Source organism: Parabacteroides sp. Marseille-P3160, assembly GCF_900162725.1.
Taxonomy (GTDB): domain Bacteria; phylum Bacteroidota; class Bacteroidia; order Bacteroidales; family Tannerellaceae; genus Marseille-P3160.
Window position 1 is genome coordinate 2,112,499 of record NZ_LT799418.1, and the last position, 17,964, is coordinate 2,130,462.

The 17,964-nt window shown below is 40.7% G+C and carries 12 protein-coding genes; 9 read left to right on the forward strand and 3 right to left on the reverse strand.

Annotated elements, in window-relative coordinates; all coding sequences use genetic code 11:
- The first annotated feature begins 10 nt into the window (after positions 1–10).
- Together BQ8014_RS08335 and BQ8014_RS08340 are read left to right on the forward strand one after the other, a co-directional pair.
- Positions 11–871 carry a hypothetical protein gene (locus BQ8014_RS08335; protein WP_080903970.1) on the forward strand — a complete coding sequence of 287 codons (861 nt, stop codon included), beginning with the start codon at positions 11–13 and terminating at the stop codon, positions 869–871.
- 11 nt (positions 872–882) lie between these two features.
- A complete protein-coding gene (locus BQ8014_RS08340; RefSeq protein WP_080903971.1) occupies positions 883–2,184 on the forward strand; it encodes an APC family permease in 1,302 nt (433 codons plus the stop codon).
- Positions 2,185–2,242: 58 nt separating this feature from the next.
- On the opposite strand, the gene BQ8014_RS08345 is transcribed toward BQ8014_RS08340, so the two are convergent.
- A complete protein-coding gene (locus BQ8014_RS08345; protein WP_080903972.1) occupies positions 2,243–3,628 on the reverse strand; it encodes an MFS transporter in 1,386 nt (461 codons plus the stop codon).
- 283 nt (positions 3,629–3,911) lie between these two features.
- Positions 3,912–4,967 carry a winged helix DNA-binding domain-containing protein gene (locus tag BQ8014_RS08350; protein ID WP_080903973.1) on the reverse strand — a complete coding sequence of 352 codons (1,056 nt, stop codon included), beginning with the start codon at positions 4,965–4,967 and terminating at the stop codon, positions 3,912–3,914.
- A gap of 218 nt (positions 4,968–5,185) precedes the next feature.
- Here BQ8014_RS08350 and BQ8014_RS08355 point away from each other — a divergent pair, with 218 nt between their 5' ends.
- The 7 genes from BQ8014_RS08355 to BQ8014_RS08385 all read left to right on the forward strand — a co-directional run bounded on the left by BQ8014_RS08355 (position 5,186) and on the right by BQ8014_RS08385 (position 16,371).
- Positions 5,186–5,545, forward strand: coding sequence for a DUF2200 domain-containing protein (locus BQ8014_RS08355; RefSeq protein WP_080903974.1), 360 nt, complete (start codon positions 5,186–5,188; stop codon positions 5,543–5,545).
- Between the two features lie 318 nt (positions 5,546–5,863).
- Positions 5,864–6,433: an RNA polymerase sigma-70 factor gene (locus BQ8014_RS08360; protein ID WP_080903975.1), complete on the forward strand. Its 570-nt coding sequence runs from the start codon at positions 5,864–5,866 to the stop codon at positions 6,431–6,433.
- Between the two features lie 127 nt (positions 6,434–6,560).
- A complete protein-coding gene (locus BQ8014_RS08365) occupies positions 6,561–7,559 on the forward strand; it encodes a FecR family protein (protein ID WP_080903976.1) in 999 nt (332 codons plus the stop codon).
- Between the two features lie 275 nt (positions 7,560–7,834).
- The gene (locus BQ8014_RS08370) at positions 7,835–11,110 is read left to right on the forward strand and encodes a TonB-dependent receptor (protein WP_234998015.1); all 3,276 of its coding nucleotides are present in this window, start codon (positions 7,835–7,837) and stop codon (positions 11,108–11,110) included.
- A 21-nt stretch (positions 11,111–11,131) separates the two neighbouring features.
- Complete coding sequence (locus tag BQ8014_RS08375; protein ID WP_080903978.1) at positions 11,132–12,802, forward strand: RagB/SusD family nutrient uptake outer membrane protein; 1,671 nt, start codon at positions 11,132–11,134, stop codon at positions 12,800–12,802.
- A 493-nt stretch (positions 12,803–13,295) separates the two neighbouring features.
- Positions 13,296–14,969, forward strand: coding sequence for a hypothetical protein (locus tag BQ8014_RS08380; RefSeq protein ID WP_080903979.1), 1,674 nt, complete (start codon positions 13,296–13,298; stop codon positions 14,967–14,969).
- 7 nt (positions 14,970–14,976) lie between these two features.
- A complete protein-coding gene (locus tag BQ8014_RS08385; protein WP_080903980.1) occupies positions 14,977–16,371 on the forward strand; it encodes a DUF3863 domain-containing protein in 1,395 nt (464 codons plus the stop codon).
- Positions 16,372–16,459: 88 nt separating this feature from the next.
- On the opposite strand, the gene BQ8014_RS08390 is transcribed toward BQ8014_RS08385, so the two are convergent.
- Positions 16,460–17,821, reverse strand: a complete 1,362-nt coding sequence (locus tag BQ8014_RS08390) for a glycosyl hydrolase (RefSeq protein ID WP_080903981.1) — start codon at positions 17,819–17,821, stop codon at positions 16,460–16,462.
- Between the last annotated feature and the right edge of the window lie 143 nt (positions 17,822–17,964).

Below are 17,964 nucleotides of genomic sequence, written 5' to 3' on the forward strand. Positions count from 1 at the left end.
GAGATATAAAATGAAAAAGTCGCTTTTCGTTATTTCTTTCGTGCTTTTATTCATGGCCTTATCATGTAAGAGCCGGCAACCGGCTACATCGGTAAGTACCCCATATGCCACTACAGGTTATGAACAACATCTTCTTGACTCCATTTTGCAATACGGATTGGACCATGAAGCGCTATATACCTTATTGACCAATATCAAGCCGATGAGTTCCCTGGTTACTTTTTACTATCCTTTGGCTAATGCAGATAGTACGAAGAAAACAAGTTGGGATGTAGTCGACCGGAATAAACAGGGCGCTTACTTGGATAAATTATACTCCGTCCAACAAGCTGTCAATAAATTGAATTTACCGGATCTCCGTTTTATATTAGTTCCCTATCAATCGGCCCAGGACAGTATCCGGGTTATTCAACTCAGTGTCGTACGCGTCAGCTCGTTGGACAGTCTTTTGCGGGCAAAAGAAAGCTTTTTCGGACAGTTTGGATTGGTGCCGGGAACCGACCCTGTCGTCGTGGCAAGCGTGATAGAAAATGCCGATATTTATGAACGTTACAGAGGATACGGTTATTTATTCGGTTATCCCGATTATGCCGTCGATTTTTTTGTCGATGCGGCGGTCGAATCAAAGAAAGCAAAGAAGGTCGTACCTCGGAATTTTTTCCAGATACCAGTATATGCCGGTGACTTCGGTTATTTTGTCTATGCTTATCCGAAAGAGCATAAACCGACTTCCGCTGTCGATTCGGCCCTTTATTATAGATCGACTTATGTATTGGAGAAATACAAGGGGATCAGGGATCATTATATAAATGCAAACAGCACGCTCAGGGGGCATCAATTGCTCCGGGAGCTTAACAGGTTAAAATTATAGGTCTGCATTTAATGAATAAGAAAAATGTGAAAATAACCGTATTTACAGGTATTTCGATTGTCGTTGCCAATATGATCGGCACAGGGGCCTTTACCAGTTTGGGCTTTCAATTGGAATCCTTAAGTAATACGGTGACTATACTTTCATTATGGCTTCTGGGGGGGATAGTGGCTTTGGCCGGAGCTTTCAGTTACGCTGAGGTCGGAACCCAGATAAAGAAATCGGGAGGAGAATTTACTTTTTTATCACGGATTTATCATCCTATGATCGGGTATCTATCAGGATGGATCTCCCAGACCGTCGGTTTTGCCGCGCCGATCGCTCTCTCCGTAATTGCATTTACGCAATATTTCCCCATCCATATCGGATATCCCAGGATTACGGGGATTGCCTTGATTGCCATAATTACGCTTATTCATTGCTATAATTTGAAGATGAGTTCAACATTTCAGAATATCAGTACACTGCTAAAAATTCTTTTCATTCTGTTAGTTGTCAGTCTTGGCCTTGTTTTACCTGCGGAAAAAGAAAATGCCGTTCATTTTGATACCTCTTATTGGAAAGAGATCGGCTCTGCAGCATTTGCTGTAAGTTTGATTTATGTAAGCTATTCCTATTCGGGCTGGAATGCGGCCGCCTATATTACCGAAGAATTTCGCAATCCGCGAAAGGCTTTGCCGGTCGCTTTAATAGGAGGGACATTTATTGTTGCGGTTTTATATACCCTCCTGCAATTCGTATTTTTGAAACATGCCTCTTATGTCGATCTTGCCGGGAAACTGAATGTCGGAACTATCAGTATGACACATATGTTAGGATCCCGAGGGGCTAACGTTTTTAGTGCGGCTATTTCCTTATTGCTCATTTCCGGTATCAGCGCAATGGTATGGGTCGGCCCCCGGGTAACAGCCAGCATTGCCGGCGAGTATTCTTTCTGGAGGTATTTCAGGGCCGATGCCGATGGTATTCCTAAAAGAGCCTTATGGCTTCAATTTTTATTAAGTGCTATCTTATTACTTACGGGTACGTTTGAGCAAATTATGATTTACTGCGGAGTTTTGCTCAATATTTCCACGCTTTTGGTGGTGATAGGTGTCTTTATTTTAAGAAGTAAGAAAAGACAGGATGCCGCAAGTCCTGCTCATAGCTTCCGGAGTCCATTCTTTCCTTTTTTCCAGATATTATTTATTGCCGTTTCCCTCTGGATGATTGCATTTGCGTTTATCAATAACACAAAAGAATGTTTGTTAGGATTTAGTAATCTTTTGCTTGGCTTACTTACCTTTTTTCTATGCCGGAAAAAGCAAAAATGAAATATCCTCATGTGTAAATATAAATCTAAGGGTGAGCATTAAAAAACAAAACCGGATTTTAATTTTTTTCTCCTTTCTTGTTCCTGATGGAAGAGGCGTAGACTCCGAGGAGGCAGAGGGCGGAGCAGACAATAAAGCAGATTCTCATGCCAGCCATAAACTCGTGCTGCACCGCTTTCGTAATCTGCACGTTACCGACGGTGAAAGAGATGGCCATCATGGCAATACCCATGCTGAATGCTTGGCCGGTCAGCCGCATTGTCCCGGTTGTTGCCGAAGCTAATCCGTAGTCCTTTTTTTCTACCGAACTCATGATCACATTCATGTTGGGTGATGAAAAAGTACCGAATCCGGCACCTATCAGTATGAGAATGAGTAGGATGGAAATATACGAGGTAGTTTCCCCGATAAAACAGAGGAGAATGAGGCCGATTGATATGATCAGCATTCCTAACGTCGCCAACTTCGAAGCCGGCACTTTGTCTGATAGCCGGCCGGATTGCAATGAAACGACGGCCTGAACCAACGAGCTGATGATCAGGATCAACCCGGCGTCGCGAGGCGTTAATCCCCTTACTTCTTGAAAATAGAAACTCATAAGAAACACGATCGAAGTCGTCGCCGAATAGTTGATCAGGGCTGAAAAGGAGGAATAGGTAAAGATCCGGTTTTTCATAAAAAGTATGACGTCGAAGACGGGTTTGTCCTGTCTTTTTTCATAGAGCACCATGACATATAAGATAAGGATTCCTATGAAGACAAGGATGAAATTCAATAGTTTGGGAAGTCCGGAGAATCCGTAGATCAGGGCAAATAGGCCGAACGCATAAAGAGAGGCTCCGACGTAATCGAACGGAATCTTTTTATTCTCTTTATCCTTTTTCAGGAATTTGAACGAGCTGAGATATACGATAGCGGAGACCAATGCCGTAATAAAGAAAATGCTTTCCCATCCGATGTATTGCGTTAAGATTCCTCCCAGAAAAGGTCCGGCAGATAAAGAAAAGTAGACGACAGCCGTATTGATACCCAACGCCCATCCTCTTTTCCGGGGTGGGACAGAGGCGGTAAGCAAGGCCATGTTCGTACTGAACACCATTGCGCTTCCTATTCCGCAGAAGAAACGATAGACGATCAGTTCGGCCCCATGCGTCGCAAATCCGCTCATGACTGAGAAGGCCGTAAAGATGGCAATCCCCAGCATAAAGATCTTCCTCCGTCCAAAGATATCCGCTATGCGGGCGAAAGGGATTTGGAAAATAGCTGTCGAAAGGAGGTAAACCGTCGGTACCCAGCCGGAGGCGGCGGCGTTCAGCGACAGATCGCGGTTGATCATCGGTAAAGCGAGGTTTAGAGCGGATGAGGAGAAAGGCACCAGGAAGGCCGCCATACAGATGACAAAAAGTACGGCATTACTGTTTTCTTCGGATTGAGCATTATTCATCGTTACTGTTTCTTTATTATTCTGCCGGCAGAAATTCCCTGCATTTTGGGGAATCGTCCTGCAGCGTTCAAAAGTACATGATTTTTTTCTTATCTCCCGTAAATAATAAGAATGGACTGGCACTGCCGACGGGTCTTTTGGGTACGAAATCCGGTATAATCCCGATCTGGATGGAACTTTATAGGCCGAGCCTCATGGGGCCGAAAGATGTTCTGAGGCAACTTTGACGTGGAGATCAAATTAAGCATGTAAGAGAAGGCGAGAATAAAATATCCGAGATTGCTCAATGGTCCAGGAAATACCTATAAAGCATTCCGACCTCTTCAATCTTTGCCCGTTCGATGGCGGAAACGTCCGTAAAGAAGGTCGGAGCGAGGATTGTTTGCTTTTTCCGGACTGCTTTATTCCACCGCCCGATCACTTTCCCATTATATGCAATGACAGGGAAAAACGAACCGTTTTTAGTGAAGGCTTTCGGATGATGCTCCAAATCAAGAACGGTGGTCCGGTCTTTATAGCTGATAAGATATTCGTCGAAGGCCGGAAGCAGATGGATAGATTCAGTTAGATTCATCTCTGTTGCGAAAGATTGATGCATAAGCAGGTTCGGATCGGGAAAAAAACCTTTTATAAGTTCCTTTTCGATCAGTTTGATGCCCTCTCTCGCTTCCGTGACGGATAAGCCCGACCACCAGACGAAGTCTTGCAGCCCGGCAGGAGAATGACTTTGGAAATACTTGCGCGCCAGTTTTTCCAGCGCCTCTTCTTTTCCTAAATCTTTGGCAGACGGTATTCGTTCATCCAATAAGGCATAAGTCTGTTTTTTCCCTTTAGCCGGCCCACTACAGACGATTGCCTCTACTTCGGCCCGCATCATGAAATGAACCAGTCGTGATGAGTTTACAAGTATGCCCGTTTTTTCCAATCGGTTCCCGATTTCCTCTCTTGTCAGGTAATTATTGTCCCGTAGTATTTTTTCAAGCAGGTTGTTCACATGAGTATATAAATCCTCAGTAATCCCTAGATCCCTGTCGCGCGAAAAGGAAGAGGCCTTGATCCGTTGGGCGGAAAGCTTCAGCATCCAACGGATATCGGCGGCAGAGACAAAGTGCCATGTCGGACGCAAGACATGGGTTCTCAAGAAATCTCCCCGATTGAATGCCTCTTCAACAAGTGAGTCGGTAGCCGCCTTCAACCGGATTCCTACCGCCCATTTCGCCATAGTGTAATCTTGCGCTTGAATGGCTCCCATCCAATCGACTAACTCTTTCGGTTTATCGAATCCCGGCTGAATGAGTTGATGGCTCAATAAGCGAATTGTGGTGAATTGATCTCCCATATTCTCGTCATTTAATATTTCCCCAAAGATGACTTTTTCTTTTAAAACCGGAAAGAAAGAAGAATAAAAAAACTTACATATATTTGTGTGTTATAGACAATGTTTCTGAAATTGAAGCCCGAAGCTTAAAAATTCGGTTGGAAAGACAGAGAGAAATACGATGTAACTCTATAAAAACATTGCGAAAAGAACAGGGTATTTGGAAAGATTGAAATGGAATGAATACAACGTACGAACATGACGAGAAAATAGCAAAAATGACATTTGCATCGGTATATCCGCACTATATTACAAAAGTTGAGAGTAAGGGCAGGACAAAAGAAGAATTGCATCAAGTTATAGAGTGGCTGACCGGATTTGACGACAAGAAACTACAAGAACTAATCGATAGGCAAGTGACATTTGATACATTTTTTAAGGAAGCAAAATTGAATTCTAATGCTCATTTGATAACAGGAGTAATTTGTGGTTATCGGATAGAAGAAATTCAAAATCCAATAACAAAACAAGTAAGATTTCTGGATAAGTTGGTGGATGAATTGGCGAAAGGCAAAAAGATGGATAAGATTTTTAGGTAGTCCAACATTTGACAAAATCAATTTGTATTCTTATTTGTACCCGGCGCTAATGTTGTATCTTTGCCTCCATCAGGTGAAAAGTGAACAGGTTCTGCAGGAAAGTAACTTGCCAACGATAACCTGACTGGAATGACCAAGGGAGATTAAGATTCCACTCTCATGTTCTATTCCAAGAAATTATGGCTTAGAAAATCCATTGTATAGAATATAGAAAAAGCACCCTATTGTCAGATCAAATCTGACTTTTACAGCAAAATAAAGCAGACTGTCAGGCTTCAGGGAGGAAAAAAGTGAGCTTAAGATATAATCCATAGGATTATGAACCAAAGAACGGAAGATACCAAATCTATTATCAAGAAAATAGCAGAAGATGATCACGATGCATTTCGGATTTTCTATGATCTCTACTATTTAAAGATATACAGATACGTTTCCACCTTTATTAAAAATAAGAATATGCGGGAGGAAACTGTGTCCGATGTTTTCTTTCATTTCTGGCAGAATAGGAAGAATAATCCGAATATTGAGAATTTGGAGGGTTATTTATATCGGATGGCCAGGAATACAGCCTTGTCTTATTTGAATAATCTGGATGAAGGCATTATGGAACTCGCTGAACTTCCTTACGAAAAGGCATCGTCTTCGGACACTCCGGAGGATATCTTAATCAGGGAGGAGATGTCAGTCGCAATAAAAAAGGCCATTGATAGTTTGCCGGAGCGATGCCGGTTGATATTCTTAATGTCGCGGGAAAAAGGGTTAAAATATAGAGAAATCGCAGATCTCCTGTCAATCTCCGAGAAAACGGTAAATGCCCAGATAGTATTAGCCATCAAAAAATTGACCACCCAACTTGGAAAATTACTTACTCTCTTTTTTATGATTTAAAAAAAGGTTGATTTCCAGTCATCTACTGCAATAAATGTGTTTTTAGTGAAAAATAAATCAAAATGCTTTAGATGTATTCTTTATTTTTCCACTCTTATTAGTAAGAACATCTTTATAAATAGAATGAATGGTTAATGACACCGAAATATTAGCAGCCATTGCCTCGTTCTTGAATGGCAATCCAACTGTTCAGGAACGGGATTTAGTCGTTCGCTGGTTGGAGAAAGACAAGCAAAATAAAATGTTGTTAGATAATCTGATGAATATTTTTGTCCCGGAAGCAATAGACAAAGAAGCCTTGGATTCCAAAGAGCGGATCTACCTGGATATTCAGGAACGAATCACGGCAACTGTTCCTAAAAAGAGCATCAATCTATGGAAGTATATAGCTGCTGCATCGGTTATTATTGCTATTATATTCGGTGGAGTAGCGGTTCATAAAGAGAAAGTGCCTATTGTTGCAGTAGCACAAATACAAACATTATCACCTATTGGAGCTAAATCAATCATAACCTTGCCGGATGGTTCCGTTGTAGAACTTAATGCCGGCTCGGAGTTAACTTATCCCGCTTATTTCAATGGTGATATCCGTAAAGTTTCTCTTCGCGGAGAGGCTTATTTTGAAGTATCAAAAGACGAAAAGCATCCTTTTATTGTCGAGGCGAGTGATTTGGCGATTAAAGTTCTTGGCACTCATTTTAATATTATAGCCTACGATGATGATGAAAATATTATAACAACCTTGTTGGAGGGTTCAATTAGTGTGCGTAAAACGCACCCGGCTTCTGATAAGGAAGATGCTATTATTTTGAAGCCTAATCAGCAATTAATTTATAATAGGAAGGATGATTCCTTAAACATGAAAGAGGTTGATTCGGAGCTATATGTTTTGTGGAAAGATGGTCAATATTATTTTGAAAATGAGAAGTTCTCAGATATTGTAAAGAAGCTGGAACGTGGGTTTGGAGTTAAAATAACAATCGGGTCTGCTGAGCTGGAGACACTTGCTTTCTCAGGAGTCTTTCCCAAAAATAATCGTCTGGAACAAATATTAAATGCATTCAAAAAACATCGAAATTTCGATTATAAGAGAACAGAGAATGGGATAATCATATTCAAAAAATAGAGGTATATGAAAAATACATCATAATAAAACTCAAAAAAAAGTCGGAAAATGCGGCAACATTCCCCGACTCCAAATTTCCAGTAAACAAATTCTTATTTACAGTAAATTAATAATTTTACAAAGTTATGAAAAATTCTTCCACAAGAAGGTTCTTTATGTGTTTTTTTTACCATAGAAAACTGCTAAGAGTCATGAAGTTAACCGTATTCTTAATTGCTCTGTCCACGTTTTTTATCTCTGCTGCCAATATTTTTTCACAAAACACGGTAGTAAGTATGAATGTTAGAAATGCGATTGCAAAGGATGTTCTTCTCGAAATCCAAAGACAAACCGGCTACGCTTTTCTTTATAATAACGATGAATTTGATGAAAATACGCGTGTGACAATGAATGTCAAGAAAGCAGCGATGGAAAAAGTTCTTGAAATCACCTTGAAAAACCAAAATTTGGACTATGAGGTGGAGAATAATACCATCATAATCTTCAAAGCCAACGATCAACAAGGAATTAATCAGAGCAAGAAGTTTGTAACCGGTATAGTTACGGAAGCCGGAACGAATGAACCGCTTATTGGAGTCAGCATTGTAGAAAAAGGAACCACGAATGCTACTTCAACTGATATCAACGGGCGTTATTCGTTGAGTGTTTCGAATAATGATGCTGTGATTGTATATTCGTATGTCGGATATACTTCGCAAGAAATGCCGGTAGGTTCACAATCTTCAATTGATGTAACACTTCAAACGGTCAATAAACTGCTTGATGAAGTAGTCGTAATTGGTTATGGTACCGTGAAGCGGGTGAATTTAGGAGGAGCGGTTTCGACGACAGATGCCCGGACTTTCGAGTCAAGGCCTGTTGCGAATGCAACCAGCGCCCTACAAGGCGAAGTGCCGGGATTAACAATCATCCGTGGCGGTGGTGCACCCGGTGAAAAGCCGACTATCCGAGTTCGGGATATATCTTCGATAAATGGTGGCTCTCCGTTGATTTTGATTGACGGAGCGGAAGGGGATCTTAGTACGATTAATCCGGCAGATATCGAGAATGTCTCCGTACTAAAAGATGGAACGGCTGCAATTTACGGAGCTCGTGCAGCTGATGGCGTTATACTGATAACTACTAAGAATCCTTCTAAAAGCCAAAAGTTGAAAATAGCTGTAGATGCTTATTATTCGACTAAGAAACCGGCTCTAATAAAGAAACCGGCAAACCTATATCAACATGCATTAATGGCTTTGGAAATTACAGACGGTTCTTTTCCTATTGAGTATACCCAGGATGAGTTGAAACTAATAGCTGAAGGGAGTGATCTTGTATTACCTGTTTCTAATTGGGGGAGATGGTCCGGTTATCCTAAGTTTTATAAAAACCAGGATTGGAACAAAATGATAATTGGTAATGGAAATCTTCAAAACTATAATGTCAGTTTTACAGGAGGTGGAGAAAAATATTCTTATTTGCTATCGCTCGGCTATCAGCGTGAAGAAGGATTGCCGAAATTTGGTACGGATAATAATAAACGTTATTTCGTGCGTGCCAAATCCAATATCCAATTATTGAAGAACCTGGATTATGACTTAAATCTATCCTATGAGGCAAGCAGCAGAAATTATTCGTCGGCTATCAGCGAAGGACAAAATATATGGGAACTGATTTATAAGACACGCAGTTGGGCTCCCATGTATAATCCGGCCGGCAATTTCTATACCTTCGAAGGATTTGATAACCCTGCTCAGGTATTGGAAAACGGAGGAGAAAGTAATTTGACTTCCGGGAATTTCACGTTTAATACTTCTTTAAAATGGAATGTTGTTGAAGGTTTAAATATTATCGGACGTGCTGTTGTTCGGAAAGAGGATGCAGATAAGTATTCCGTAATGAAGATGCTTTATAGTTATAACTGGGATAATGTGAATCATAGAATAGCCAGAAAACCAAATAGTGCAGAACGCAATTATGCGAAGAATCTTTCAAAAAACTTCACATTATATGCCGAATACAAGAAAACATTCGGGCCGCATGATGTTGGTGCAATGGCCGGAGCGGCTAGTGAATCGAATGATTATGATAAGTTCTGGGCAAAACGAATAAACTTTGACCAGCAGGAATCGATGCCGGTTGGTTTAGGTAGTCCTCAGGATCAGGAAGCTTCAAGTGAGGGAAATGCCTGGACGATCAATTCATTCTTTTCCCGCTTAAACTATGGTTTTGCTAACAAATATCTTGTAGAAGCAACCCTACGTGCGGATGGAAGTTCCCGTTTTGATCCAAGCAAACGATGGGGATACTTCCCCGGAGCTAACCTTGTGTGGCGAGTAGGGGAAGAGTCTTTCATTAAAAATCTGAACCTATTTGATGACTTGAAGTTGAGAGGTTCATATGGTGAAATGGGAAATCAATCGGATATAGGTCCTTATGACTATATAGAGTTAATAAATATAAGCAGGAGTTATTATCCCTTCAGTACCGGGCAAAAAGGACAAATGGCGAAACAGTCAAATCTCGTTTCTCTTTCACGTACTTGGGAGACGATTGTTTCTAAAAACCTCGGTTTGGATATTAGTGTATTGGATAACAGGCTGTACGGTTCATTCGATTATTTCTGGAAGACAAACAAAAATATGTTGATTTCTATTGCCTATCCTGCAGCATTAGGTATTGCTCCTCCAACGACAAATGATGGAAAACTGGAAATAAAGGGCTGGGAAATTTCTTTGGGATGGAGAGATCAGGTCGGAGGGTTGAATTACTCTGTAAGGGCTACGTTGAGCGATGCCAAAAATAAAGTGACGGATGTCGGCGGAAGTAGTCTTATTGTGCTGGGGAATAATCAAACACCCGAAGGTTATCCAATGGATTCTTATTTTGGTTATGTGTTCGATGGGATTATTCAGAACGAAGAAGAATTGGCAGCCTACAAGGCGCTGTTTCCTAAATATGGCATCATTCAAAGTGAAGTGAAGGTAGGGGACGCTAAATACAAGGATTTGGATGGAGACGGCAATCTGACTGTGCTGGGAGATGGAAAAGAGGGATCAGGTGATGTTGTCTATTTAGGGAATACAAATCCGAGATATAATTTTGGATTGAACCTGAATGCCGATTATAAAGGCTTCGACTTTGGCGCCTTTTTCCAAGGAGTTGGTAAACGAACTATGTTTTTAGAGGGAGAGGCAAGCATGCCTTTTTATGCTCCCTGGTATCAATCCGCTGAATATTGGTATGGGAAAACGTGGACTTCTGAAAGAACGGATGCCAAATATCCTGCAATAACAAATGACAACAAGAAGTACTATAATTATGCCATATCAACAAATACTAAGCATAACGTTGCTTATATCAGATTAAAGAACCTGCAAATTGGGTATACGATCCCCAAAATACACACACTGAAGTGGAAGATGGAAAAGGTAAGAGTCTATTTTAGTGGTGAAGATCTTTTTGAAATCCATAATGCTCCCGGCGGTTGGGATCCGGAAAACGGAGGCAGTTATGTCAGTTATCCGTTTGCCCGCTATTATTCATTTGGCGTTAATGTCGTTTTCTAAATCATTATTAAGCATATTAAGATGAAAAAATATATATTATTTATCATATCTACGATTACGACAGCCTTACTTCTTATGACAAGCTGTCAAGACATCGATTTGTATCCAAAAGATGATTTAACCGATACACAATTTTGGAAAACCCCCAGCGACTATATGAAAGCTGCTAATCTTTTATACGAAAGAATGGAAACTTTCGAAACAAAAGATACGGATAGCGACATTGCTTACGGACAGGAAGGTGATAGGGTCAGTAATGGTACGCTGACTGCTGAGAATGAAGATTCGGATGGTTGGAACGGACGCTTGGAAGATTTGCGTAACAGCAATAAGATTATTGAAAAAAGCGAGGCTTATAAGGGGGATTTCTCCGAAATAGAACGTTATGTTGCGGAAGCCCGCTTTTTTAGAGCCTATGCACTTTGGCGAATGATGAAGAAGTATACGGATGTTCCAATTATCACGAAAGTGTTGACAATCGACTCTCCGGAATTATATGGGAAGAGAGATCCGCAAAATCAGGTAGAAGATTTTATACTTTCCGAATTGGAAGATATTTATAGTAAACTACCGCTGCAAAGTGAGCTTGGAACGGATGAAAAAGGACGCCTCACACAGGGAGCCGCTCTTGCTTTAAAAGCCAGAGTCGCCCTGTTCTCCGGTACGTGGGCTAAGTATCACAAGCACCGTTCTGATTATAAAGAATTATTGGATCAGGCGATACAAGCGGCCGAAAGAGTAAGAGCCAGTAACGAATATGCTTTGTTTGAAGGGGCTGGATCGGAAAGCTATCGCCGTTTGTTCATTGAAGAAGGGGATGACTCTCCGGAGGATATTTTGTCGAGCCGTTATGCAAAAGATATTCGTATGCATTCTAATGCGCATGGCGTCTATTGGGGACAAAGAGGTACGCCGACCCAAAAACTGGCAGGTATGTATCTTTCTAAAACAACCGGTTTGCCTATCGAACATGCAGGCTCTGGTTTTCATGGTTATCAAAAGATGACGGATGAGTTCCAAGATCGTGATCCGCGTATGTTTCAGACATTTCTTATACCCGGCACCGCTTATATCAGTCCACAGGATGGTAATTTAGTCTGTGCACCTGAGTTTACTACCCGGCCGGAAACACGTACCGGATATAAACTTTGGAAATTAATGGGAGAAGCGCAAACGGGAGTTAATGAATCAACCTACGATTATCATGTAATCCGTTATGCAGAAGTCTTGCTAATCCTGGCTGAGGCTACTTTTGAAAAAAATGATGCGATTACAGATCAGGTATTACAACAAACAATTAATGTCGTCCGTTCTCGTAAAGGCATAGAGATGCCACCTCTGACAAATGCTTTTGTACAAGCGAATGGCCTGGATATGCAGACTGAAATACGCCGGGAACGCACTATTGAACTTGCTTTCGAAGGTTTTAGAAGAGATGACCTCAGACGCTGGAAAACGGCTGAAACCGAGTTGGTAAGTGCTTTGAAGGGTATTAAATATAAAGGTACTGAATATGAAGAAAAACATGTGCTAAACAGTGGTAATCCCGGAATTGTAGATGCGAATGGTTTCCTTATTATTGAAAGCGAGACAAACCGTTCCTTTACAAACCCGAAAAACTATTATTATTCATTACCTTTAAATGAGATTTACCTGAATCCGAATTTATTACCCAATAATCCGGGCTGGTGATTCGTCAGGGAAAAAGCTTATCTTGTGGGTTTAGTCCTTAAGATTATCAGGATGAAGCTGTGTTAAAAGGAAATCCTGCAAAAATTCATAACTATGAATGTACGCATTCATAGTTATGATTGCGTTTGTTCATAGTTATGACTGAATTCATTCATAGCTATCAATTTTTTAGTTGATAAGCGATGACTTTTGACGCATCCCTTATTAATGAAGAGAAGGAATGCCTATATCGTTGGATAATGTTGATTTTTGGGAAAAAAGCAACTACGTTTTCGGAGGAAAGTGCGTATGTTTTTTGCAAAAGCTCTTTCTGCTTTGAATTCTTTTCAGTGGATCTTGAATAAAACAAAACTTGCAAGGTCTTTACCTCTTAGAGACAAATCCTTGCCGGTTCAAACATTTTTTTTTATTGATATGATTCTATCGTTTAATAGGATAGAGCCCTTTTAATGCGTAATTTTAAAATAATATAAAGACCTAATATATTTACCTTATGAAATTAAAGAAGGTTACAGTTCTCATTGCATTGTTATTCACGGGTTGCTTTATTTTGTCGATGCCCTTACCGGCACAAGAAAAAGAACGATCCGCCTCTCCGAGGATAATTAATATTATCAATTTTATCCGGCAGACGGATTACCGGGTAGAAAACGCGGACAGTCTTTTGTTTGAAACGGTACATGAACAGATAAAACTATTGAATAAGTATGGATTTCCTGGCACATTCTTATTCCAATACGATGCCCTTATAAATCCCAAATACCAGGAACTTATGAAATCCGAACTAAGCGAACAATGTGAAATCGGTGCCTGGTGGGAAATTACACAGCCACATGTGGAGGATGCCGGGATAAAATGGCGTGGAGAGCATTCATGGGTTTCGCATGCAAATATTGCTTTTACTACCGGATACACACGACTTGAACGGAAAAAGCTGGTAGACGTATATATGACTAAGTTCAAAGAAATTTACGGATATTACCCGAAGTCGGTTGGTTCATGGTTTATTGATTCATACACCTTGGAATATATGTATGAGAAATACGGAATAGTTGCTTCCTGCAACTGCAAAGATCAGGTGGGAACAGATGGCTATACCTTATGGGGAGGTTATTGGAATCAGGCTTATTATCCCAGCAAAGTCAATGCTTATATGCCGGCTCAAAATGCGCAAAGCCAAATACCCGTACCTATTTTCCGTATGCTGGGAAGTGATCCTATTTATCAGTATGATGCAGGTCTCGGGAACAGCAGGCAAGGAGTGATATCTTTGGAACCGGTCTATAAGGAGTCCGGGATGGATGAACGTTGGATCAGGTATTATTTAGAATCGATCGTGAATCAGCCTTCCCTGGCTTTCAATTACGCACAGGCCGGACAGGAAAACTCGTTTACATGGAAAGCGATGAAGCTGGGTTTGGCAAGACAATTTCATCTCTTTGATTCACTCAGTAGAAACCATAAAATACAAATTGAAACGTTGGAACATTCCGGGCGTTGGTTTAAAGAACATTTTACGGTGACTCCTGCTACGGCAGTTATTGCCCTTCAGGATATCCGGGATGAAGGGCGGAAAACAGTTTGGTTCAATAGCCGTTATTACCGGGTTAATTTATTATGGGAAAACAAGTCTTTCCGTTTTCGGGATATACACCTGTTTGATGAGAAATTCAAATCAGCATATTATGAAAAAGAGGGGATAGGAAGTCAATTTTTTTATTATACACTTCCTGTTGTTGACGGATTTATGTGGAGTACGACTGGAGACAGAGCCGGTCTGCGGATTATGAAAATAAAGAATGATGGGTCGAAAGAGGAAATACGATTGAATGCTCCGGTAGTAACGGAGCCATCGAAAGACAGATTACAAGTCGAATGCAAAGATGAGAATGGAAATGCTTTCAAAATAGTATTCAGGGAAGACCGGTTCGATGTTTCATGTAAACCGAAAGAGAAAGGTCTAAAATGGATGCTTGAACTCAAGACGGCCGAAGGGAAAGAACTGCCATTTCAATCTATTGGAAATAAACAAATAAAAGCAGAGTTCCAGAATTATAAATATGAAATAAGCTGTCTCAAGGGTTCGATTGAGAATGGATCAGGTGATTCTATTTTCCGTTTGATTCCTGCAAAAAATGAGCTGTCCATCGATTGCACTAATAAATAACCCGATTATGAAACAGAAATTGATTTTATTCGTTGCACTATTTTGGGTTGGATGCGGCATTGCAAATTCCTTAAAACCAGTAAAGAACGAGCAAATACCCATTACGTTGAACGGAAATCGTTTTGTTACTCTTTGTATAATGATTCGTACCACTCCGTGGGAAGTTTCAAGGGATGTGAAGCTTCATCCCCGCGATGAAGGGGATTGGCATACATTGGAGGGTGTACGTGCGCTGCGGGAGGCCTTTGCCAAAAACAATCCGGACGGAAGGTTAACCTGGGGTTTCACCATGAATGCACTCGAAGATCCGCGTAAAAATTTCAGGGAGATACGGGAATATGTCGTAGCTTGCCAAAAGAAATATGGAGATGAGGTTTCTTATTTTCCGGGATACTTCCCTGCTATGTACCTTCCTCGCGAAAGAATAAACCGGGAAATGTCGGAGGCCATACAAATTATCTCTAAAATGGTTGGTAATAATTATCGTCCGCAATCAATAATAGGAGGCTTTCTCTCTGCTGCTAATCTTAAATATCTGGCGGAAAAAGAGCACATTCATACAGCCCATGCCGTCATTTGGAGTCAACATAATATCGATGGGGGCGGAGCAGACGGATCTCCCTCTTATCCGTTTTATCCTTCAATAGAGCATTTCTGCAAACCGGCACAAGGAAAAGATGATTTTATTGATTGTGTGAATCTGGACGGCTGGACGCTAGACTTTATTTGTGGGCGGCAAAGCGGGCAAATCGGTCATGGAATTGAGGGATATAATAGCCGTCGTGGGGTTGGCCCTATTGAAACCTACAAGGGATGGGGGCTTGATCTCGGTCATCGTGAAGTGATGCATACGCAAGCAATTCATTTTGATAAAGGATTTGAGTTAAATGGCTTCGGCTGGGTTACAAATATTTGGGAGGCCCAAATGGTACATGAGTTTGGGAAAGATTTTATTTGCAAGGCGATGGAAATGTGGGTGACCGATACTAAAAAAAGATGGCCGGATACCCATTTCGTCAGTTTTGGTGAGTTTGGGAATATTTGGCGGGCTGAGCATAAAACAAATGACTGGAATTATAAGTTTGTTGAACGAGGATCAGGATTGGGAGATTCCTATAATAACCTTGAAATTAAATGGTTTATGAATAAGAAATTCCGTTTGGCATTGCTTCGCGACTGGCATAAAAAAGGTTCTCCTGCTTATGTCATTGATTTTACCCGGTATGATCTGACAGCAAAAGAGCCTATCGATTCCACACCCGAACGGCCGGAGAAAGACTGGAGCCTGATAAATGTCATGAATCAAAAGGGGCTACGTCCGCAAGACCAACCCAAACTTATTGAAGAACTTAGCATTAATGATATATCTTTAATTAAGGAGTATTATCCTGAATTGTTTTAATCCAGGTAAAGCAATGGAAAATCCCCATTGCTTTACCTATGATAAACAAAGATTTCGATAGTGCAAGGAATTTTTTTATATGTGGTTTTTATTTCTGGATTTCTAAAACAATAGGATGATCTGTAAGCGAAATATCTACAGTAGAAACATTCTTCAATTCTTTCACAATATTAGTTCCGGTGGTAGGATCATAAATATTTACGGTTTTATAATTCTTACCTAATTCAATTTTAATATTATCGGCTATTTTACTTGCAAATTTCTCGCCCCACAATACGAGATAGAAACGACCATTGCTTTTCTGCAACAATAAATCATGGGTAGTGCTCGGTTGATTCGGAATAAAATAATCAAACTTTTCCGGACTATCTATTTTCTTATTGTCAGCAAGTATCGTTGTGAAGTTATGCATGTAATGAGCTGCCTGCTTTGGTTTGTAATCGAGCGTATAGAATGCAAATGCTTCATGTTCGGGTTCGTTGGCTCTACCTTTCAATAGGTACACTGCCGTGTATTTCCATCCTCGTTTGTATTGGGATAGATACAGATTTAGATATAAACGTGCCTGAATTTCTTCATCTACTCCATCTTTTTCATTAACAGCATAGCCTGTTTCTGTCGTAACTCTTGGCAGTGTGAGGAGTTCGTCTTCCGAATATCCCTGAAATTTATTTCTCCATGTTAAACCAAAATTGCCATACAGCCCGTCAACCGGACAGTCTTTACCAGGACTGGAACTCAGCCATGTCTGGTTATCATGTAAACCCGGCCAACTGGGATGCGATACATAATTGTGACAATTAGCATAGTCAGCATACTTTGTTCCTGCCGGCATCAGTGTATTAACTCCTTCAGGAATTGTTAAGAATTGTAGTCCGACATTGTCTATCTCTGCTCCCATCTCCGTTGTTGCCCAGACGGGATAGTTTTTTAGCACCGGGTCGTTTTTAGCTGCTGCATACAAATCCCGGTGTAATTTTGCAACCGGTATCCACGATTTATCATGACCACCGACTTCTCCATTATACTCTAAACTCCAGTTATTTGGCTCGTTCGAGCCTTCTAACGCCAGCAATGCACCTTTTTCGGACAGTTGCCTGGAACCGTTTAATAGTCGTTGAATATCCGAATGACCGCTCAGTAAGCCATAACTAAAAAGTACACCGGTTTGCTTATGTACTTCCAAAAAATCAGAAATCGGCGCATTGTCTTCGTAGCCTGCCCGCAACCACCGCAATCCTGTATACTTTAAAGCGTCTATCGTTCCTTCAAGCGTTTCGCCTCTACGAGTTACAGACGATACGGCACCTATACTATTCAAAAAATCTGAAGCATTTATAGCTATTACACCTTTTTGTTTCAAATTATTTTTCCCATTCGAATAATTTGACTCCCCCAGCAAAAGTATTACTGCAGCTATATAAATAATTTTCATTTTAATCTGTGTCATTTCAATGGTTTTATTTTTTTATCCACATCATGGTTAAAACACTTCTATTAAAAGTTCTATCAAAGAGCATCCGTACTTGTGTCGATGCTGTTTTAATTCTTAACTCAGTTATACAAATTGGCTACAACTTATAATAAGAACAC